General features: G+C 71.5%; 21 protein-coding genes and 1 riboswitch. Of the genes, 10 read left to right on the top strand and 11 right to left on the bottom strand.

What is annotated here, in order from left to right; translation table 11 throughout:
• Positions 1–240 precede the first annotated feature (240 nt).
• From ACIO92_RS13270 to ACIO92_RS13255, 4 genes are all read right to left on the bottom strand, one after another.
• Positions 241–1,407, bottom strand: a complete 1,167-nt coding sequence (locus tag ACIO92_RS13270; protein ID WP_402281278.1) for a methyltransferase domain-containing protein — start codon at positions 1,405–1,407, stop codon at positions 241–243.
• 279 nt (positions 1,408–1,686) lie between these two features.
• Positions 1,687–1,842, bottom strand: coding sequence for a hypothetical protein (locus ACIO92_RS13265; RefSeq protein ID WP_401236775.1), 156 nt, complete (start codon positions 1,840–1,842; stop codon positions 1,687–1,689).
• Positions 1,843–1,970: 128 nt separating this feature from the next.
• A complete protein-coding gene (locus ACIO92_RS13260) occupies positions 1,971–2,453 on the bottom strand; it encodes a hypothetical protein (RefSeq protein WP_402056517.1) in 483 nt (160 codons plus the stop codon).
• Positions 2,450–2,695 carry a hypothetical protein gene (locus tag ACIO92_RS13255; protein ID WP_402281276.1) on the bottom strand — a complete coding sequence of 82 codons (246 nt, stop codon included), beginning with the start codon at positions 2,693–2,695 and terminating at the stop codon, positions 2,450–2,452. Before ACIO92_RS13255 ends, ACIO92_RS13260 begins: the two co-directional genes overlap by 4 nt.
• Positions 2,696–2,861: 166 nt before the next feature.
• On the opposite strand from ACIO92_RS13255, the gene ACIO92_RS13250 reads away from it, so the two are divergent.
• Complete coding sequence (locus ACIO92_RS13250; RefSeq protein WP_366439566.1) at positions 2,862–4,205, top strand: tetratricopeptide repeat protein; 1,344 nt, start codon at positions 2,862–2,864, stop codon at positions 4,203–4,205.
• 278 nt (positions 4,206–4,483) lie between these two features.
• Positions 4,484–4,708, top strand: a complete 225-nt coding sequence (locus ACIO92_RS13245; protein WP_401236779.1) for a hypothetical protein — start codon at positions 4,484–4,486, stop codon at positions 4,706–4,708.
• 18 nt (positions 4,709–4,726) lie between these two features.
• Here the strand turns inward: ACIO92_RS13245 and ACIO92_RS13240 are convergent, their stop codons facing one another.
• From ACIO92_RS13240 to ACIO92_RS13230, 3 genes are all read right to left on the bottom strand, one after another.
• Positions 4,727–5,230: a GNAT family N-acetyltransferase gene (locus ACIO92_RS13240; RefSeq protein ID WP_402281274.1), complete on the bottom strand. Its 504-nt coding sequence runs from the start codon at positions 5,228–5,230 to the stop codon at positions 4,727–4,729.
• A 72-nt stretch (positions 5,231–5,302) separates the two neighbouring features.
• A complete protein-coding gene (locus ACIO92_RS13235; RefSeq protein WP_402281272.1) occupies positions 5,303–5,953 on the bottom strand; it encodes a TMEM175 family protein in 651 nt (216 codons plus the stop codon).
• A gap of 382 nt (positions 5,954–6,335) precedes the next feature.
• On the bottom strand, positions 6,336–7,196 hold the full coding sequence (locus ACIO92_RS13230) for a hypothetical protein (RefSeq protein WP_366439562.1): 861 nt from the start codon (positions 7,194–7,196) through the stop codon (positions 6,336–6,338).
• Between the two features lie 177 nt (positions 7,197–7,373).
• Here ACIO92_RS13230 and ACIO92_RS13225 point away from each other — a divergent pair, with 177 nt between their 5' ends.
• Complete coding sequence (locus ACIO92_RS13225) at positions 7,374–7,673, top strand: hypothetical protein (protein ID WP_366439561.1); 300 nt, start codon at positions 7,374–7,376, stop codon at positions 7,671–7,673.
• Positions 7,674–7,686: 13 nt separating this feature from the next.
• On the top strand, positions 7,687–8,871 hold the full coding sequence (locus ACIO92_RS13220) for a glutathionylspermidine synthase family protein (protein ID WP_366439560.1): 1,185 nt from the start codon (positions 7,687–7,689) through the stop codon (positions 8,869–8,871).
• Positions 8,872–8,997: 126 nt separating this feature from the next.
• Here the strand turns inward: ACIO92_RS13220 and ACIO92_RS13215 are convergent, their stop codons facing one another.
• Both ACIO92_RS13215 and rocD read right to left on the bottom strand, forming a co-directional pair.
• Complete coding sequence (locus ACIO92_RS13215; protein ID WP_366439559.1) at positions 8,998–9,690, bottom strand: polysaccharide deacetylase family protein; 693 nt, start codon at positions 9,688–9,690, stop codon at positions 8,998–9,000.
• Positions 9,691–9,942: 252 nt separating this feature from the next.
• Positions 9,943–11,151 (bottom strand): ornithine--oxo-acid transaminase, encoded by a 1,209-nt coding sequence (gene rocD / locus ACIO92_RS13210; RefSeq protein ID WP_366439558.1) that lies wholly within the window; start codon positions 11,149–11,151, stop codon positions 9,943–9,945.
• 123 nt (positions 11,152–11,274) lie between these two features.
• A riboswitch (ZMP/ZTP riboswitch) is annotated at positions 11,275–11,365 on the top strand.
• Between the two features lie 70 nt (positions 11,366–11,435).
• Here rocD and glyA point away from each other — a divergent pair.
• From glyA to ACIO92_RS13195, 3 genes are all read left to right on the top strand, one after another.
• Positions 11,436–12,701 (top strand): serine hydroxymethyltransferase, encoded by a 1,266-nt coding sequence (gene glyA / locus ACIO92_RS13205; RefSeq protein WP_401236783.1) that lies wholly within the window; start codon positions 11,436–11,438, stop codon positions 12,699–12,701.
• A 206-nt stretch (positions 12,702–12,907) separates the two neighbouring features.
• On the top strand, positions 12,908–13,921 hold the full coding sequence (trpS, locus tag ACIO92_RS13200) for a tryptophan--tRNA ligase (protein WP_366439556.1): 1,014 nt from the start codon (positions 12,908–12,910) through the stop codon (positions 13,919–13,921).
• 111 nt (positions 13,922–14,032) lie between these two features.
• Positions 14,033–14,629, top strand: a complete 597-nt coding sequence (locus ACIO92_RS13195) for a 2'-5' RNA ligase family protein (RefSeq protein WP_366439555.1) — start codon at positions 14,033–14,035, stop codon at positions 14,627–14,629.
• Between the two features lie 36 nt (positions 14,630–14,665).
• Here ACIO92_RS13195 and ACIO92_RS13190 read toward each other — a convergent pair whose 3' ends face one another.
• Positions 14,666–15,421 (bottom strand): decaprenylphospho-beta-D-erythro-pentofuranosid-2-ulose 2-reductase, encoded by a 756-nt coding sequence (locus ACIO92_RS13190; protein ID WP_366439554.1) that lies wholly within the window; start codon positions 15,419–15,421, stop codon positions 14,666–14,668.
• A gap of 396 nt (positions 15,422–15,817) precedes the next feature.
• On the opposite strand from ACIO92_RS13190, the gene ACIO92_RS13185 reads away from it, so the two are divergent.
• Positions 15,818–16,723 (top strand): YihY/virulence factor BrkB family protein, encoded by a 906-nt coding sequence (locus tag ACIO92_RS13185; RefSeq protein ID WP_401236786.1) that lies wholly within the window; start codon positions 15,818–15,820, stop codon positions 16,721–16,723.
• On the opposite strand, the gene ACIO92_RS13180 is transcribed toward ACIO92_RS13185, so the two are convergent.
• Positions 16,650–17,912, bottom strand: a complete 1,263-nt coding sequence (locus ACIO92_RS13180; protein ID WP_366439552.1) for a D-alanyl-D-alanine carboxypeptidase — start codon at positions 17,910–17,912, stop codon at positions 16,650–16,652. The two genes, ACIO92_RS13185 and ACIO92_RS13180, sit on opposite strands and share 74 nt — an antisense overlap.
• 4 nt (positions 17,913–17,916) lie before the next feature.
• Here ACIO92_RS13180 and ACIO92_RS13175 point away from each other — a divergent pair, with 4 nt between their 5' ends.
• Both ACIO92_RS13175 and ACIO92_RS13170 read left to right on the top strand, forming a co-directional pair.
• Entirely contained in the window at positions 17,917–18,105 is a 189-nt protein-coding gene (locus ACIO92_RS13175; protein ID WP_402281582.1) for a hypothetical protein, read from the top strand.
• Positions 18,106–18,171: 66 nt separating this feature from the next.
• The gene (locus ACIO92_RS13170) at positions 18,172–19,893 is read left to right on the top strand and encodes a recombinase family protein (protein ID WP_366439551.1); all 1,722 of its coding nucleotides are present in this window, start codon (positions 18,172–18,174) and stop codon (positions 19,891–19,893) included.
• Positions 19,894–19,911 lie beyond the last annotated feature (18 nt).

The following is a 19,911-nucleotide window of genomic DNA, read 5'->3' as shown; positions in this document are numbered from 1 at the left end:
GCAGCCCGGCGGCTCGACGTACCCGACCTCCACGGGCACGCCCGTCCACCGGCCGCAGACGACGCACACGGCTCCGGTGGACGTGGGAACGGTGCGGGAGGTGAGGGCGTCCCGGATCACGCGGTCACCCCTGCGGCGGCGAAGTGTTCGGCGCGGAAGGGTGCGCCGAAGGCGACGGGTGGGAGGCGGCTCCGCCCGCGCGCCCTGGACGTGGCGCGCGGGCGGGGTGGATTCCACCGATCAGCCGCCTGCGGGGACCGGTCGTCCCGGATCGTCCAGCCACGGTGTCTCTCCCGTGGCGGTCACGGTGAGACCGAACCGTCCGGGGCCGGGGCGGTCGTGCCCCAGCCACCAGGCGTACGCCGCCTCCACCTCGTCCCAGAGCCGGCGGGGTCCGTGCTGCCAGACCGTGAACCGGTCCTCGGACTTCCCGTCGAAGTCCACGGCGGCCCATGACGTGGCGTCGGTGGTGGCGACCCACAGGCGGGTTTCCACGCCGTCCACGCCGGGGTCCTCGTGCCAGGCTTGCCACACGTCCCGGAGCTGGAGCCCGAGGGCGAACCGCGCGTCGAAGTTCTCCCGGGCCACGTCCCACGGGGACAGCGTGGTCACCGACTCGTCGGGCACGTGTTCCTCGCGCACCACGTCCCGGTAGATCCGCAGGCCGGTGCGCTGGCTCCGCATGAGCATGAACGCCGCGTACGGGGAGAACGGCCCCGACGCGCTGCCGTTGTCGTCCACGGTCAGCCGCAGCAGCCCGTAACAGGTCCACGGCGCATCCCACGGGGTGAGGATCACGCCCCCGGGTCTCACCTGCGTGAGCCACGGGCGAGGGACCGTCCGCACGGCGCAGGTGGACACGAGACGGTCGTACGGGGCGCTGCCCGCGTATCCCTCGGCCCCGTCCCCGGCGACGACCGCCACACCGAACCCTTCCCCGCGCAGACGGGCTTGGGCGTCCGCCGCGAGAGTGGCATCGACTTCCACGCTCGTCACGTTCCCCGCACCGGCGAGGCAGGACAGCAGTCCGGCGTTCCACCCGGTGCCCGTGCCGATCTCCAGAACCTTGTGTCCGGGGTGCGCGTCGAGCATCTGGAGCATCCGGAACACGATCTCCGGAGCGCTCGCGGAACTTGACGGCCACCGGTCCCCGTCTCCGGGGTCCTCGCCGTCGTTGACCTGTGTCACGGCGGGTTCGTCGGCGTACGCGGCACGCAGCCAGGCTTCCGGCGAATCCGCCCGGTCGCACGGCTCGTATCCGTCCCCGACCCACAGCCGGTCAGGCAGGAACCTGTGACGTCGGGCAGCCCGTGCGGCTTGGAGGAACTTCGGCTCCAAGTTGCCCAGTTCCGTGCTTACTTCATCGAGCATCGCGCGGAGCGCGGTGTCACTCGAACTGTCGGCCATGGGGTGCCTACTTCTCTTCCTTCTTGTGCTTCGGCGGGTCCTTCGGCGCGGACGTGTCCGGGAACTGGGGCGCGTCCCCAGGGTCCTTCTTGCCGGAGTGCTTTCCGTCGCCACCGCTTCCGCCCGGACCTGTTCCCCAGCCCATGGTGTGTCCCTTCGTCGGTTCTGCTCATCTGAGAACCCGCCCGGCGGTCTCACGTCCCCACGTGGGGACCGCCGGGCGGGCGTGCTGCTCCGGGAATCCGGCGGGTGCCGGTCCCGGAAGACTGAGAGGACGCGCTACGCGGCGAGCAGCGCCCGCGCGAGAAGGCCCTCGTACCGCTCGCGGGCGTTCCCGGTCCGGTCGTCGTCCTGGCGCTCGACGTCGCTCGGTCCGGTCGTCGGCCGGATGTCGGTCGCCGGGTCCTCGACGACGGGTTCGGTCGTGACGGGCATGGTCTCTCCGTTCGCTCAGCGGCTCCGGCCCCTGCTGGGCTCGGGAAGTGGTGCCCGCCCCCGCCGCAGAGCGAGTCACGGCCCCGTGCTGTCCTGGAGAGCGGGGCCTGTGCGGTGGGGGCGGGAGATCAGGGGGTGTCCGCGTACAACGGGGCTGTGAGGGTGCCGACGCGCTGCACTGCCGGGGCCACCGGAGGTTCCCGTATGTCCTCGGAGCGGGCGGTGCTGAACCAGATGCTCAGGACGTAGGTGGCGCCCGTGTCCGGGAACGCGGCACGGAACGGGTGCCGTGTCCCCAGCACTTCGAGAGCGTCCGCCGCAGCACGCTCGGAGTCGGCCCAACTCCGCAGCATCGGAGCGCAGTCGGGGCCGGTCGGGGTGACCGGTCGAAAGGCTCTCGGCGGTCCCCAGCTCACTTGCTTGGGGGCGGGGTCGATGCGGTCCGCGAGTCGGCGTGCCTCACCCCGGAGCCACCGCAGGGCGAACTTCGCGGAGATGCACTCGAAGGCCGCAAGGCGGGTCGCAGCGGTGGCGTGCGTCTCCTTGACGGGCCACTCCGCGTACACCTCGGCGACGTAGGCGGGCAGTATCACCGCCGTCAGCCCCGTCACGGCGCTCCCGCCGCCCGGCGTGCGTACGGAACGGGCGTGATGAGCGTGCGGATCTCCCCCCGCTCCGTGATGTCCGGCTCCCTGAGGGACTGACGGGACGCGGGCCACTCCGCACCGCCACCGGGCGGGCGCAGTATGAAAAGTCCGTGATCCGTTCGGACGATCTTGCCGTACCGGGCACGGCCGTTGCTGATGTCCACGGCGTACCCGTTGAGGGCGGGGGACCACGTGGTGTTGGGCACGGTCAGCCGTCTCCCTTGTGGTGCTCGATTGCGGATGGGAACACGGGGCCAGGAAGCCCCGCCCGATGCTTGCACTAGGCAACCGTCCGACCACGCACAGCGGTACCGTTGGGAAGGGGGCGGGAGTTAAGAGGGTTAAGCGGTCAGAGCACGGGAGTTGGGGCCAGTGACGACACGGCAGCCGAACGTCGGCCTTGAGAGGCTGTACCGCGAGAGCGGGTGGACCCTGCGGCAGTTCGCCCAAGAGGTCAACCGTCTCGGTACCGAGCGCGGAACCCCTCTCAAGTACCAACAGCCCTCAGTTCATCAGTGGTTAAGCGGCCACCTGCCGAAAGAAACTGTTCGGCCGCTAATCCTGGAAGCGCTCGCCCGGAGACTGCTCCGTCCCATCACGCACGCCGATGCAGGATTCCCGGAGCTCCCGGAAGAGCCCAACAGTCGCCCGACTACCGTTGAAGGGCTGGTGGACCTCGGGAGGCAAGACATGGACCCCTCACGCCGTAGCGTCCTCGGCGCGGGACTGTTCTCCGTCGCGCTCACCATTCCCAACTGGCCGGACGTGGTGGGCCGCATGGGGGCTGCACAGGCAGGTACCCGGACCCGCATCGGCATGACTGACGTGCACACGGTAGCGGCCATGACGGAACAACTCTCAGCTATGGATGACCAGTTTGGCGGCCGGACCGCGCGCCCTCTCGCTGCTGCGTTCCTGGTGAATACCGTCGCCCCCTTCCTGCGGACTGACGGGCCCGATGACGTACGGAAAGCCATGATGTCCGCTGCGTCCGATCTTTGTTACCTCACTGGGTACATGGCAGTGGATGAGGGTTTGCACGGGCTCGCGCAGCGCTATTACTTGAAAGCCCTGGAATTTGCGGGAGCATCGGAAGACCACCTGACGTACTGCACCACGCTCCGGGGCATGAGCGTGCAAGCGGTAGATCTGAATCAAGGGCCGATGGCTATGCGGCTCGCGGATGCTGCGGCGGCCTCCTCCCCGCAGGCTGGTCCGCGAATGCGCGCCTTCCTCGCCGGCCAGCAGGCACATGCAGCCGCGCAGATCAGAGACCGTCGGTCCGCGCTCATGTACTTGCAGGAAGCCGAAATTTCCATGGAGAAGGCAGAGTCGCATGGGAAGGTGTTCGGCTCGTATGACCCCGCGTCACTCAATTATCACACCAGTCAAGTGCGGTTCGAAATGGGCGACGTGAACGGCGCCGTTGCCGCTATGCAGGAATCGGACCGGCTTCGGTACAGCATCTATCGGCGTACACGCGTCAAGGAGCGGGCGATCCTTGCCGAGAGACAGCTAGCCATTGGCCATCTAGAAGCCGCATGTAAGACATGGGGGCTGGCGCTGGATGACTACCCGCTAGTTAACTCGGGGCGAATCGATAAGAGAATGACGGACATGTTCCACCTGATCCGCCCGCACATCCGCAACCACTACGCCCAATCTCTTTATGAGCGAGCGCGCGAGACCGTCAGGACCGAACTGGTTCCGACATGATGGAACCCCGTCCCGCCCTGATCTCCAACTCGGAGACCAGGGCGGCGCCGTGCCATGCCGCTGCGCGGCGGGGGATACCGCGGAAGGGCGGCAGGCGCAGCGCAGCGGGTGCGGGACGGTCGGGTGTTCGGTCGGTGAGGTGGACGCCCGCCGAGCACGCCCGCTCGGCGCTGGGGGACGGTGTTCAAGACCGTCACGTGGCGGCACACGAGCGCCTCCGCCGTACACCTTGAGGCTCGGAGCAGCCGAACGGATCGATACACGACGCCGTCCGGCCCGTGGGGGAGCCCGACGAGGCGGATCTGGTGGCCTATCTCGACGCCGGGCACGATCTGATGGACGTCCCGGAGACCGGGTGGGACGTCCTCACCGGCATGGGCCACCGGCACTCGGTGGGGTGCTCCTCCCTGATGAAGGCCCGGTTCGAGGCGCCGATCCCGACCGGGCGCGGGGACCGGCCGCAGGGCAGACGGGACCGGCCGCGCAAGCGCGGTGAGCGGTGAGTGGCGAGCGCTCGTGCGTCACGGCAGCGCCCGGGTGAGCCAGGCCACCTCGCCGTTCTCCTCCGTGGACAGACGGTCCCGTTCGAAGCCGAGCTTCTCCAGGACGCGTAGCGAGGGCGTGTTCCAGGTGCCGACGGTCGACCAGAGCCGCTTCCGGCCGGTCGCCGCGGCGGCGTCGAGCACCGCGGCGGCCGCCTCGGTGGCGTAACCGCGCCCGTGCACGCGCTGGAACAGCTCGTACGCGATCTCGGGCTCGTCCAGTGTGGAACGGCCGACGATCAGCCCGCAGTAGCCGATGAAGTCTCCTTCGGCGCGGCGCTGGATGGGCAGCAGGGCGATCCCCGTGGTGGCCGTCGTGCTCAGCAGTTCCGCGATGGACGTGCGGATGCGCTCGACCTCGGGGGTTCCTCTGCCGCGTTCGGTGAGCAGCGCGCAGAACTCCTCCGCGTCCGCCACGGCCCACGGTCGCAGCGTCAGCCGCTCGGTCTCCAGATGGAACGGCATCGTCCCGTACGTGGTCATGCCTCTACTCTGCCCCGGTCTTCACCGGTCGCAGCGGGCACGAGATGATCGCGGCCGGAACCTCCCGGTCCGTCACCGGACGGAGGTGCGGCGCTGGACGCGGCGGGCCACGGCGAGCACGATCGGTGCCGCGAGCCAGCACAGGTACGCGCCGGGGCCCCTCAGCAGGAACGAGAGGGGGATGGACGCCCCGAACACCGCCGCCAGGCAGACGCTGCGCACCAGGCTCTCGGCGAAGACCTGGGGCGGGGCGTCCGGGCGGTACAGGTGCGCGCGCCGGATCTCCCGGATGATCAGTGCGAACGACGCGGACGCCAGGACCTGCACGAGCGCGTACAGGCTGAACCGAGGCGGGAAGGCGCCGTCCGAGGTGAGCACCCGGGTCGCGAACGGCATCAGGATCTGCATGAACAGCCACGTCAGGGTGAGGCTGGTCAGGCGGCTGTTCAGCGTGCGGACGTACCGGAAGATCTCGTGGTGGGCGCGCCAGTGGGCGGCGATCACCACGAAACTGATCCCGAAGGCCAGGTACTCCTTGCTGTGGTCGGCGACCGAGTCGAGCATGGCGCTGGTGGTGTCGCCGGAGGGGACGGGGAGGTCCAGCGCGAGGAGGGTGAGCGCGATCGCGACCGCCGCGTCGACGAACGCGGTGAGCCGGTCGGCGGCGCGCGCTCCCGCCGTGCTCGTCCCGTCGTCGGGCTCGTGGCCGGTGTGGGTCGTCATGGTGAGGACAGCTCCCTGTGGCTCAGGCGCCGGTTCCCGCCGTCGTCCGGGGGGTGGCCGGCAGGCGCCGGGATCGCACGGCCAGGACGATCATGACTGCCGGGACGAGGATGTCGCTGACGGCGACTCCGCCGGTGTTTCCCGGGGCCCCTCGTGAGAGTCCTGGCCGCTCGGGGTCCGGCAGGCACGGGGTGCGTCGTTGTCCGTGGTGCCGCGCATGATCGGCACGCCGGTTCCTCGTGAAGCGGGGGAGCGGGGGAGCGCCATGCCGATCACGAACCCGCAGGCAGCGGGACATGTGCTCCTGCGGAAACCCCGTTCCCAGGAACAGTCACCCCGTCCGAGCCGGGTCCGACGGGACCGCGCCCCGAAGCGCGCCGCGTCACGTGTGGACGGGGGTCCCGTCCCGGCCGGTCTCCGGGGCCGGTTCCGGGGCCTCGCCGAAGCGGGCCAGGGTCAGGGAGCCCGCCAGGGCGACCGCGAAGCCGAGGAGGGCCGCCCAGGTCCAGCCGTCGCGGGTGCGGTCGCCGAGCCAGGCCACGCCGACCAGCGCGGGGCCGATCGTCTCGCCGATGACCATGCCCGCCGTGGCCGTCGTCACCGCGCCGCGCTGGAGCGCCGAGGTCAGCAGCACGAACGCGGAACCGCCGCCGAGCAGCAGCGCGTACAGGGCAGGGTCGGCCGGGTCGGGGCCGTCGATCAGCCGGACCGCGACCTCCACCACCCCGAAGCCGACGCCCGCCCCCAGACCGAGGACCAGGGCCCGGGGCCGCTGCGGCAGCCGCCCGCCCGCCGCGCCGACCAGCAGCACCCCGAAGGCCGTCGCGAGCAGTCCCCAGCCCAGCGCGTCCGGACCGGCCCGGTGCCCCTCCGGGCCCGAGGCCAGGGCGAGGAGCGCGAGGCCCGCGCAGACCACGGCCACCGCCGTCCACTCCACCCGGCTCAGCCGCACCCGCAGCACCCGTGAGGAGAGGACCGCCGTGACCGCCAGACTCGCCGCGAGCGCCGCCCCGACCACGTAGATGGGGAGCGTCCGCAGCGCCACGATCTGGAGGGCGAACCCCAGGCCGTCCAGGCCGAGCCCGGCGAGGTACCGCCACTGCCGCAGCGCCCGCCACAGCAGGGCGACGTCCACACCGCTCCCGGTTCCCGGCGGTGCGGCGCGGGCCGCCACCGCCTGGAGGACCGAGGCCGCGCCGAAGCAGACGGACGAGGCGAGCGCGCAGATCATCCCGAGGAGCACGGAACGACTCTAGGCGCTGCGGCCGGAAAGCACCGGCCTACACTGTGCGGTCGCGGCAGGCGCGGACGCGGCGGACGCGGAACCGCGCGGTCGCGGCAGGCGTGGACGCGACGGGCGGCCCGCACGGTGTGAGAAGCGCGACCGGGGGCCGCGCGTGAAAAGGGGAGGCGTTCGGACATGCGGAGGCTGAGGTCGAGCACCGTGGTGCTCGGCGGGATGGGCGTGCTCGCGATGACGATCACCGCCTGCGGATCGGAGCCGGACAAGCGGTGCGTGGACCCGCTGTCCCGGGAGGAACTGCCGCGCTACGAGTGCGAGAGCGGCGGTGGTGGCGACGACGATGACAACGGCTCCACCCACCGGGGCTCGTACTACTACGGCGGCTCCGTCCGCGACAGCCGGGTGAGCGGCGGCAGCTTCGACCGGACCGCCGTGGACACCGGCGGCTTCGGCTGCTCCGGTTCCAGCGGCGGCTGAGGGGAGCCGGACCGTGGAACGGCACACCATCGAACCCCGCCCCGACTGGCAGCGGATCGTGGAGGAGCAGGGTCTCGTCTATCCGCTGACCCGCCATCCGGACGGTTCGCTCCGCCCGTACTGGGACGAGAGCGCCTACTACTCCTTCACCCTGTCCGAGGTCGAGGCGCTGGAGGAGGTCGTCGAGGAACTGCACGAGATGTGTCTGACGGCCGCCGCGCACATCGTCGAGCGGAACCGTTTCGCCGAGCTGGGGATGACCGACCCCCGGCTGATCTCCCTGGTCGCCGAGGCCTGGCGGCGACGGGACGAACTCCCCAGTATCTACGGCCGGTTCGACCTCTGCTACGACGGTGGCGGCCCGGCGAAGATGCTGGAGTACAACGCCGACACCCCGACCTCCCTGGTGGAGGCCGCGAGCCCGCAGTGGTTCTGGATGGAGGAACGGTTCCCCGGCGCCGACCAGTGGAACTCCCTCCACGAACGGCTCGTCGACGCCTGGAAGCGCCAGGCGTCCCTGCTGCCGCCGGGACCGGTCCACTTCGCGCACTCGGACGGCGACGAACTGGGCGAGGACCTGATGACGGTCGCCTATCTGCGCGAGACCGCCCAGCAGGCCGGACTCGCCACCGAGGCGCTCTCCGTGGAGCGCATCGGCTGGGACCGGCTCTCCCGCCGGTTCGTGGACGACCGGCTCCGCTTCATCCGCAGCTGCTTCAAGCTCTACCCGTGGGAGTGGCTGACCACCGACCGCTTCGGCGGGCACGTCCTGGACACCCTCGACAACGGCGGCGGCACCGGCACCACCTGCTGGATCGAGCCCGTGTGGAAGATGCTGCTCTCCAACAAGGCGCTCCTGGCGATCCTGTGGGAGCTGTACCCGGGCCACCCCAACCTGCTCCCCGCCCATCTGGACGGCCCCCGCGACCTCGCGCGGACCACCGGCTGGGCCGCGAAACCGCTGCTCGGCCGCGAGGGCGCGGGCGTCACCCTGCACGAGGCCGGTACGGAGCCCTTCGTACGGGACGGGGAACCCCGCTGCTACCAGGGGCTGGCCCCGCTGCCCGACTTCGACGGCAACCGGGTGGTGCTCGGCGCGTGGATCGTCGGCGACGAGGCGGCGGGGCTCGGGATACGGGAGTCGGCTGGCCCCGTCACCGACGAGTACGCCCGCTTCGTCCCGCACGTCATCCTGTAGCGGCGCCACCGCCCGCCGCGCGTGCCCTGTGGGGCCGTACGGCCGCCGCCCAGCCTCGTCACCGGGGGACGGCGTACGGCCCGGCCGCCGCTCGGGGCCGCCGCTCGGGGGTGCCGCCCGCCCCCGCTACTCAGGGACGTAGTCGCGCAGCGGCGCGGGCCGCAGGCCCGCCGCCTCGGCCGCGGCCAGGGCGCGCCGCAGGTCCTGCTCCAGGGTCTCGTTGAAGTGCAGCAGGATGATGTCGCCCGCCTTCAGGGTTGGCGTGGGCGGGGTCCACTGGCCCCAGGTCGTGAGGTCGTACGTCCAGGTCACCAGCGCCTTCGCCCCGCAGGCGCGGGCGGCGGTGCGGGTGGTCGCGTCGTACACCCCGTACGGCGGGCGCACCAGCCGGGGCCCGTCGCCGAACTGGGCGAGGTGCTGGTCGCGCGCCCCGCAGAACTCCGCCTTCTGCCCGGCGGCGTCCAGCGTCGTCAGGTCCGGGTGGCTGACCGTGTGGTTCTCGACCCGGGAGGGCCCGTGGTCGAGCAGGGTGTGGAAGTAGCCGGAGTCGTACGAGTAGGCCCCGGGCAGCAGGAACAGCGAGGCGGGCACCCGGCGGTCGAGCAGCAGCTTCGCCGCGGCGGGGTCGTGGAACCAGCCGTCGTCGATGGTGATGAAGACGACCGGGTCGGTGGTGTCGATGTGCGACACCACCGGGACGGGCGCGGGCCAGGCCGCCGGGGCGGCGTGCACGGGTCCCGCGACCGCGCCGACGAGCGCGAGCGGGACGAGGGCGGCGAGCGCGGCACGCACGGCGTGACGCAGACGGAGTCTCGGCATGGCCGCATCATTGGCCTAGACCAACTGTCGTGTCAATGGCCCGAGTTGGCCAGAAAACTCCGTCGTGGGCCCGCCATCCTCCCCGGAGGGCCGGACCCCGGCCTCCCGCCGCCGTACGACTCCACCGCCGCCCGGCCACGGGCCACACCAGCCCCCGGCCACCGGGCACGCCGGGGCCTGCCCGGCCACCGGGCACGCCCCGGCCACCGGGTGCGCCCGGCCCCCACCGGGCGCACCCGCCCCCGGTCCTCCTCAGCCCTCCGACAGGACCTCCCGCAACTGCTCCAGACCCCAGTCCAGGTCCTCCTTCGAGATGACCAGCGGTGGCGCGATCCGGATGGTCGAACCATGGGTGTCCTTCACCAGGACGCCCCGCTCCATCAGCCGCTCCGAGATCTCCCGGCCCGTGCCCCGCGACGGCGCGATGTCCACCCCGGCCCACAGCCCGCGCCCGCGCACCGCCTCCACCGCCCCGTCGCCCAGGAGCAGCCCCAGCTCCGCGTGCAGATGCTCGCCCAGCTCCGCCGCCCGCTCCTGGTACTCGCCGGTCCGCAGCATCGCGATCACCTCCAGGGCCACCGCGCAGGCCAGCGGGTTCCCGCCGAACGTCGACCCGTGCTCGCCCGGCCGGAACACGTCGAGCACCGACCGGTCCGCGACCACCGCAGACACCGGCACCACACCGCCGCCCAGCGCCTTCCCCAGGATGTACACGTCCGGCACCACCCCCTCGTGCTCGCACGCGAACGTCCGGCCCGTCCGGCCCAGACCCGTCTGGATCTCGTCCGCCATGAACAGCGCGTTCCGCCGGAGCGTCAGCTCCCGCACCCCCGCCAGATAGCCCGCGGGCGGCACCAGCACCCCCGCCTCGCCCTGGATCGGTTCGAGCAGCACCGCCACCGTGTTCTCGGTGACCGCCGCCTCCATCGCCGTCAGGTCCCCGTACGGCACGATCTCGAACCCCGGCGTGTACGGCCCGAAGTGGTCCCGCGCCTCATGGTCCGAGGAGAAGCTGATCACCGTCGTCGTCCGGCCGTGGAAGTTGTTCGCCGCGACCACGATCTTCGCGTGCCCGTCCGGCACGCCCTTCACCTCGTACCCCCACTTCCGGGCGGTCTTCACGGCCGTCTCCACGGCCTCCGCGCCCGTGTTCATCGGCAGCACCGCCTCCTTGCCGCACAGCTCGGCGAGCCCGGCGCAGAAGTCGGCGAAGCGGTCGTGGTGGAAGGCGCGCGAGGTCAGCGTCACCCGGTCCAGCTGGGCCTTCGCCGCGTCGATCAGGCGCCGGTTGCCGTGCCCGAAGTTCAGCGCCGAGTAACCGGCCAGCATGTCGAGGTAGCGGCGCCCCTCGACATCGGTCAGCCAGGCGCCGTCCGCCGTCGCGACGACGACCGGCAGGGGATGGTAGTTGTGAGCGCTGTGCGCCTCCGCGGAAGCGATCGCGTCTTGTGTGCCCGACACGGGATCTCCGTTCGTCCTGCGGCTCGGGGGACGACCCCCGACGAGGGGGTGTGGCCCCTGTTTCTATCGTCGCTCGGATGCCGGACGGGGAAACCTCGCGCGCGGCGCGCCCGCTACGCTGAAAACACGCACGGCGACTGGCGTACGGGGAAGCGACCCCGGGGGAGCCGTGCGCGGCAGACCACACGGGACGCCGCCCGCCTGGGCGTCACGGGACCGATGTCCCGGTGGCGCCGCGCTCCGCACGCCGTCCCCGGGACCCCCGAAGCCCGGAGGACACCACCGTGACCGCTCCGCAGCACCCCGCACTCACCGCCGCCGACCCCGAGCTCGCCGCCCTCGTCGGCGCCGAGGAACGGCTCCAGGCCGAGACCCTCCGTCTCATCCCCAGCGAGAACTACGCCTCCGCCGCCGTCCTCGAAGCCTCCGGCACCGTCCTCCAGAACAAGTACAGCGAGGGCTACCCCGGACGCCGCTACTACGAGGGCCAGCAGAACATCGACCTGATCGAGACCCTCGCCGTCGAACGGGCCAAGGCCCTCTTCGGCGTCGGCCACGCCAACGTCCAGCCCTACTCCGGGTCCCCGGCCAACCTCGCCGTGTACCTGGCGTTCGCCGAGCCCGGCGACACCGTCATGGGCATGGCCCTGCCCATGGGCGGCCACCTCACCCACGGCTGGGGCGTCTCCGCCACCGGCCGCTGGTTCCGGGGCGTCCAGTACGGCGTCCGCCGCGACACCGGGCGCGTCGACCTCGACGAGGTCCGCGACCTCGCCCTGCGCGAACGCCCCAAGGTGATCTTCTGCGGCGGCACCGCGCTGCCCCGCACCGTCGACTTCGCCGCCTTCGGGGAGATCGCCCGCGAGACGGGCGCCGTCCTCGTCGCCGACATCGCGCACATCGCCGGGCTCGTCGCGGGCGGCGCCCACCCCTCTCCCGCCGGACACGTCGACGTGATCTCCACGACCACCCACAAGACCCTGCGCGGCCCGCGCGGCGCCCTCCTCATGTCCCGCGAGGAGCACGCCAGGGCCCTCGACAAGGCGGTCTTCCCCGGTCTCCAGGGCGGCCCGCACAACCAGACCACCGCCGCCATCGCCGTCGCCCTGCGCGAGGCGTCCGGGCCCGGCTTCCGCGACTACGCCCACGCGGTCGTCGCCAACGCCCGCGCCCTCGCCGAAGCGCTCCTGGCCCGGGGCTTCGACCTGGTCTCCGGCGGCACCGACAACCATCTGATCCTGATCGACCTCACCGGCCGGGACGTCCCCGGCAAGACCGCCGCGCGGGCCCTCGACCGGGCCGGGATCGTCGTGAACCACAACACGGTCCCGTACGACTCCCGCACGCCCTTCGACCCCTCCGGCATCCGCATCGGCACCCCGGCGCTCACCTCCCGGGGCCTCGGCACGGAGCACATGGCCGCCGTCGCCGACTGGATCGACCGCGCCGTCAAGGCCGCCGGGACCGGCGACGAGGACACCCTCACCGCCGTCCGCGCCGAGGTCGCCGACCTGATGGCCCTCCACCCGGCACCCGGCCTCCCGGTCTGACCGGCCCGCCACCGACCCGGTCTGACCGGCTCACGACCGACCCGCGCGGCCCGGCTCACGACCGGGCCGCGCGGCCCGACCGCCGCCGCGCCATGCACCCGGTCCCGGCCCGCCCCGGCCCCGCGGGACCGGCGGGCGCGGCGGCTCGGCGGGCGTGGCGCGGAGCCAGTCGGGGATCACTTCCCGCACCTGAGAGAATGGCCCGCATGGCCTCTGACAGTCCTCGTGTGCTCTCCGGAATCCAGCCCACCGCCGGCTCGTTCCACCTCGGCAACTACCTCGGCGCCGTCCGCCAGTGGGTCGACCTCCAGGAGACCCACGACGCGTTCTACATGGTCGTCGACCTGCACGCGATCACCGTCCCGCAGGATCCGGCCGCGCTGCGCGCCAACACCCGGCTCGCCGTCGCCCAGCTGCTCGCCGCCGGTCTCGACCCCGAGCGCTGCACCCTCTTCGTCCAGAGCCACGTCCCCGAGCACGCCCAGCTCGGCTGGGTCATGAACTGCCTCACCGGCTTCGGCGAGGCCTCCCGCATGACCCAGTTCAAGGACAAGTCCGCCAAGCAGGGCGCCGACCGCGCCACCGTCGGCCTCTTCACGTACCCGGTCCTCCAGGTCGCGGACATCCTGCTCTACCAGGCCGACCAGGTCCCGGTCGGCGAGGACCAGCGCCAGCACATCGAGCTGACCCGCGACCTCGCGGAGCGCTTCAACGGACGCTTCGGCGAGACGTTCACGATCCCCGCTCCGTACATCCTCAAGGAGACCGGGAAGATCTACGACCTCCAGGACCCGACGATCAAGATGAGCAAGTCGGCGTCCACGCCGAAGGGCCTCATCAACCTCCTGGACGACCCGAAGACCAGCGCGAAGAAGGTCAAGAGCGCGGTCACCGACACCGAGACGGTGATCCGGTTCGACCCCGAGCACAAGGCCGGCGTCTCCAACCTCCTCACCATCCTGTCCACCCTCACCGGGACGTCCGTCGCCGACCTGGAGAAGAGCTACGAGGGCAAGATGTACGGCGCGCTGAAGACGGATCTCGCCGAGGTCATGGTGGACTTCGTCACGCCGTTCCGGACCCGGACCCAGGAATACCTGGACGACCCCGAGACGCTGGACTCGATCCTGGCCAAGGGCGCCGAGAAGGCCCGCACGGTCGCCGCCGAGACGCTGGCCCAGACGTACGACCGGATCGGTTTCCTGCCCGCCAAGCACTGAGCGGCGCCGGAGACCGAGGCCCCTGGCCGAAAGGGTGGTGCAGGCCGCACACTGGCGCTGCACCACCCGGCACGAGCCGACCGACAACGACCGACACCGGAGGAGAACGACGTGGGGACCGTAACGCTCGGCGTTTCGATCGCGGTCCCGGAGCCCTACGGCAGCCTGCTCCAGGAGCGGCGCGCCGGCTTCGGGGACCCGGCCGCGCACGCCATCCCCACGCACGTCACGCTGGTCCCGCCGACCGAGGTCGCGGAGGAGCGGCTGCCGGAGATCGAGGCGCACCTCGCCGGGGTCGCGGCGGACTGCCGGCCCTTCCCGGTCCGGCTGGAGGGCACCGGCACGTTCCGGCCGCTGTCGCCGGTCGTCTTCGTGAAGCTCCGGGAGGGCGTGCCCCTCTGCGACCGGCTCCAGCTCCGGATCCGCGACGAGGCGGGGCCGCTGGTGCGCGAGCTCCAGTTCCCGTACCACCCGCACGTCACCGTGGCGCACGGCATCCCCGAGGAGGGGATGGACCGGGCGTTCGCGGAGCTCGCCGGCTTCGAGGCGGCCTGGACCTGCCGTTCCTTCGCACTGTACGAGCAGGGGCCGGACGGGGTGTGGCGGAAGCTGTACGACTACGAGTTCGGCAGCGGTCGCCCGATCTCCGCCGTCCCGGCCCAGGGCGGCAGCCCCGTCGACAGCCCGTCCGCGACCCCGAGGACCTGACCCGGCGGACGGCCCCGGGCCGCCGTACGGCCGGTCTCAGACCGGCAGGCGCCGGAAGAGCGGCCGGGGCACGTGCCGGACCGCCGCCATCACCATCCGCAGGACCCCCGGCACCCACACCGTCTCCGAGCGCCGCCGCAGCCCCAGCTCGATCGCGGTCGCGACCGCCTCCGGAGTGGTGGCGAACGGCTCCTCGGCCCGCCCCGCCGTCATCCTCGAACGCACGAACCCGGGCCGTACGACCATCACGCGCACCCCCGTGCCGTACAGCGCGTCCCCGAGGCCCTGCGCGAAGGCGTCCAGGCCCGCCTTCGACGAGCCGTAGATGAAGTCCGCGCGGCGCGCCCGCTCGCCCGCCACCGAGGACAGCACCACCAGCGAACCGTGCCCCTGCGCCTGGAGCGCGCCCGCGCACACCAGACCCGCCGAGACGGCGCCCGTGTAGTTGGTCAGGGCGACCCGGACCGCCGCGACCGGATCGGACTCGTCCCGCGCCTGGTCGCCGAGGACCCCGAAGGCGAGCAGCACCATGTCGATGTCGCCCTCCGTGAAGATCTTGCCGAGCCGCTCCTCGTGCGACTCGGGGTCGAGCGCGTCGAAGGGCACGGTCCGCACGTCCGCGCCGAGCGCCCGCAGCGACTCCGCGGCGGCGGCCAGCGCGGGGGAGGGCCGCCCGGCCAGCCAGACGGTACGGGTACGGCGGGCGATCAGCCTGCGGGCGGTCGCGAGACCGATCTCGGACGTGCCGCCGAGGACGAGCAGGGACTGCGGGGCACCGAAGGCGTCCTTCACGGGAACTCCTGGGGGTCTGGTGGTCGCGCCGCCCCGGAGGACGGGGCGACGGCCTCGGAGAGCGAGGCGACAGCCATGGGAGTGACCGTATAGCCGGGTCTGTCGGTTATGCCGGTATTGATGGGCGGTTCGTCGAAATGGGTGATGAGAGGAGAGTCGGCTGAGCACACCGGCCGTCACCCGGGCCCGGCCCCGGCCCCGGCCTCAGCCCGGGACGGGGACGGGGACGGGACGGGCGGCGCCGCGCGGGACGCGCCGTGACGGAAGCCGTACGGGATGCCGCCGTACGGGATGCCGCTGTTCGGGATGTCGCTCGTGGGCGGGCGCGCCCCGGCGGGAGATCCTGGAGCGGCCCCGCCAGGAGTGGGCGCGGACCGGCGGGAGAGGGATGAGGACATGGACTGGCTGACCAAACTCCCCGTCGTCGGGCCGTGGGTCGCCCGCTTCCTGCGGACCCACGCCTGGCGCTCGTACGAGACGCTCGACGGGGCACACTGGAGCAGGCTCGCCGCGGCGATCACCTTCCTCTCGTTCCTGGCCCTGTTCCCGCTGATCACGGTCGCCGCCGCGATCGGCGCCGCGCTCCTGTCGAAGGACCGGCTCGACCGGATCGAACAGAAGCTCATGGACCAGGTCCCCGGCATCTCCGACCAGCTCGACATCGGCGGCCTGGTCGACAACGCGGGCACCGTCGGACTCGTCGCGGGCGCGGTCCTGCTGGTCACCGGCATCAGCTGGATCGGCTCCATGCGGGAGTGCCTGCGCGCGGTGTGGAGCCTCGACGCCGTCGAGGGCAACCCCTTCCTGCTGAAGGCCAAGGACGGGCTGATCCTCATCGGACTCGGCGGGGTCGCCCTCGCCTCGCTCGCCGCGTCCTGGCTGGGCTCCACCGCCGTCGGCTGGACCGCCGACCGGATCGGGATCTCCGGCGGGGGCGCGGGCGGGATCGCCCTCCAGGCGGCGGCGGTACTGGTCGGGGTCGTCGCCGACTTCCTGATCCTGCTGTACGTGCTGACCCTGCTGCCCGGGGTGCAGCCGCCCCGCCGCGCCCTGGTGCAGGCGGCGCTGATGGGGGCGGTCGGGTTCGAACTGCTGAAACTGCTGCTCGGCGGCTATATGAAGGGCGTCGCGGCGAAGTCGATGTACGGGGCGTTCGGCGTGCCGGTCGCCCTGCTGATCTGGATCAACCTCACCGCGAAGCTCCTGCTGTTCTGCGCGGCCTGGACGGCTACGGATTCACGTCGTCCCGCTGCGCCCGGCGACGCCGCCCCGCCGCCCCGGCCAGCGGCCAGCGCCGGTTGACGAGGAAGACACCCCCGGCGAGGAGGACGAGGACACCGCCCGCGACACCGAGCGCGATCCCCATGCCGCCGGAGTGCTCCGCCGCCGCCGCGTGGACGGTGCCCTCGGGCGCGTTCTTGCCGGGGGCGGGCGCGGCGGGCTCGTCGGGGGCGGTGGTCCCGGTACGGGCGGACCTCGGCGGCACCAGTTCGCCTACCGGGGTCACCTTCCCGGAGGCGGCGAAGCCCCAGTCGAGGAGCCGGGCGGCCTCCCGGTAGACCGCGTGCTGCTCCTTGGAGGAGGGGTTCATCACGGTGACGAGCAGGACCCGGCCGTTGCGCTCGGCGACACCGGTGAAGGTGGCGCCCGCGTGGGTGGTGTTGCCGTTCTTGACCCCGGCGATGCCCTGGTAGGGGGCGACGCTCAGATCGCCGGTGAGCAGCCGGTTGGTGTTCTGGATCTCGAAGGTCTCGCGCTTCTTGCCCGGCTTCTGCTCGCCGGGGAAGGCGGCCCGGGGAGTGGCGGCGTACTCGCGGAAGTCCGCCTTCTGCATCCCGTTGCGGGCGATGAGTGTCAGGTCGTACGCGGAGGAGACCTGGCCCGGGGCGTCGTAGCCGTCCGGGGAGACCACGTGCGTGTCGAGCGCCTGGAGCTCGGCCGCGTGGTCGTTCATCTCCTTCACGGTCTGCCGCACACCGCCGTTCATGCCGGTGAGGACGCGGACGGCGTCGTTGCCGGAGCGCAGGAAGACACCGAGCCACAGGTCGTGGACGCTGTAGGTCTGCTTCTCCTTGATGCCGACCAGGCTGGAGCCCGCACCCATGCCGGCCAGGTCCTCGGTGGTGACCAGGTGCTTCTGCGTCTTGGGGAACTTGGGCAGGACGGTGTCCGCGAAGAGCATCTTCAGGGTGGACGCGGGGGCGAGCGGCCAGTGCGCGTTGTGCGAGGCGAGGATGTCGCCGTTCTCCGCGTCGGCGACGACCCATGAGCGCCCGGACAGCTCCTTGGGCAGCACGGGCGCGCCGGGGCCCAGCCGCACCTGCGTCCCGGGGACGCCGAGCAGGGCGCCGCCGAGCGAGGACATCGCGGCGGGGGGCCTGGGCTGCTTGTCCTTGGCGTCCTTCGGCTCCGCGTGCGCGGGCACGGCGGTGACGAGGGAGAGGAGCAGAGCGGCGGCGACCGCCCGAGCGGTCTTCTTCGATGCGGACACGGTCGTGAACGTACAGGTACGCGAGAACGATCCGAACCCCGGCTGGCGGTTCGCCCGCCCCCGTCCACCCGGACGCGGCCCGCCGAAGGCCCCCGGCGATACGGGCACCATCAAGCTCAGCCGCCGCGTCTCCTGGTTCTCGCTCGCGTTCGGCGTGTGGAGCTGGTTCATCTGGATCACTTTCTCCATGTAGCTAACGGGTAGAGCTTCGATGACAGAAAAGAGCAGGTGAAAGACCTTGACCCCCTTCCTTTCCCCCGTGGGAGCCGAGCACCTGGACACAGTGCGGGTGGCCGTCTATGCCCGGCAGTCCAAGGCACGTCCCGACTCGTCCGAGGCATCGCCGGAGGCGCAGGTGGCGGCTGGCGATGCGCTGGCCGCAGCCAGGGGGTGGGAGGTTGTTCACACGTTCAAAGACGTCGGTCGGTCCGGTTGGGATCCACATGCCGTGCGCCCGGCTTTCGAAGACCTCATGTCCGCCGTCCGCGCGGGCGAGGTGGACGTGGTGGTGGTCAACGAGCTGTCCCGGCTGACTCGCAAGGGCGCGCACGACGCCCTGGAGATCGACAGCGAGTTCAAGAAGTACGGGGTCCGATTCGTCTCCGTCCTCGAACCCTTCCTCGACACCTCGAATGCGATCGGCGTCGCGATCTTCGCGCTCATCGCAGCCCTCGCGAAACAGGACAGCGACATCAAGGCGGAGCGCCTGCGCGGGGCCAAGGACGAGATCGGGGCGGTCGGTGGCCGGCATTCCAGCTCGGCCCCCTACGGCATGCGGGCCGTGCGCGAGAAGATCGGCGAGCTCGTCGTCTCCGTTCTCGAACCGGACGAGGACAACCCGGATCACGTGGCGATCGTCGAGCGCATGGTGGAGATGTCGTTCGCCGGAATCGCCGACAACAGGATCGCGACGACGCTGGATTCAGAAGGCGTACCGGCGCCGGGCGAGGCCGGGCGACGCGCCACGGAGAGGCGCATGAAGTCGATCAAGAAGCGACGTGTGTCGGGGGAGGACAGCCCCATCCGGTGGCGAGCGCAGACGGTGCGCTGGATCCTCTCCCACCCGGCCGTCGGAGGCTTCGCCAGTGAACGCGTCAAGCGGGGCAAGGCGCACGTGAACGTGATCGCCCGGAACGAGGCCGGGGTACCCCTGACGCCTCACCGGGGAGTGGTCGCGGGGATCAGATGGCTGGAGCTCCAGGAGAAGCGGAGCAAGCGCAACAAGACCAACAGGCAGCCCGACGGAGAGGCCACGCCCACTCTTCTGAGCGGGTGGCGCTTCGCGACATGTGCGATCTGCTCCGGTTCTCTGGGGCAGAGCAAGAACAACGGCGGACAGGACTACTACATGTGTGCCAACCCCAAGGGGCACGGCGGACTCAGCGTCAAGCGCGACGACGCCGACGACTACGTGGCCCGGTGTGTCTGGGCGCGGCTCGACGGTGCGGACATGGACGACGAAGAGGACAGGGAGTGGGTAGCGGAGGCGGCACTCCGCTTCGCGCTGCGGCGCGACCTGTCCGGCGTGCAGGAGGAGAAGCGTGAGACGACAGCTCATCTTGAGCACGTTCGGAACTCCATTGCCGAACTTCAGGCAGACCGTAAGGCGGGGCTCTACAGAGGGCGCGATGAACTGGCCATGTGGCGCGCGACGATGACGCAGTACCGGACCTTCGAGGATCAGTGCACATCCGAGCTGGACGAGCTGAACGAGAAGACCACCGCGGCGATTCAGGTTCCGTCGGAATGGTCCGAGCCGGGCGACGATCCCTTGGGTCCCGGTTCTCCCTGGGCGGTATGGGACGTCTTCAAGCGCCGCGAGTTCCTCGACCTCTTCCTCGTCGGCGTCTCCGTCGGCCCCGGCAGGAACCCTGAGACCCGGAAGTACATCGCTGTCGAGGATCGGGTGACGCTCCACTGGAGGAGCCTTGCCGCGAATGAGGACATCGAGGACGGCGAAGAAGCGCCGGCCGCGCTCTGACTCCTCCGCGTGAGCCCC

The organism is Streptomyces sp. NPDC087215, assembly GCF_044744885.1.
Classification (GTDB): Bacteria; Actinomycetota; Actinomycetes; order Streptomycetales; family Streptomycetaceae; genus Streptomyces.
The sequence above is the reverse complement of the archived record's forward strand: the minus strand, read 5'-3'. Positions and strand labels throughout refer to the sequence as shown.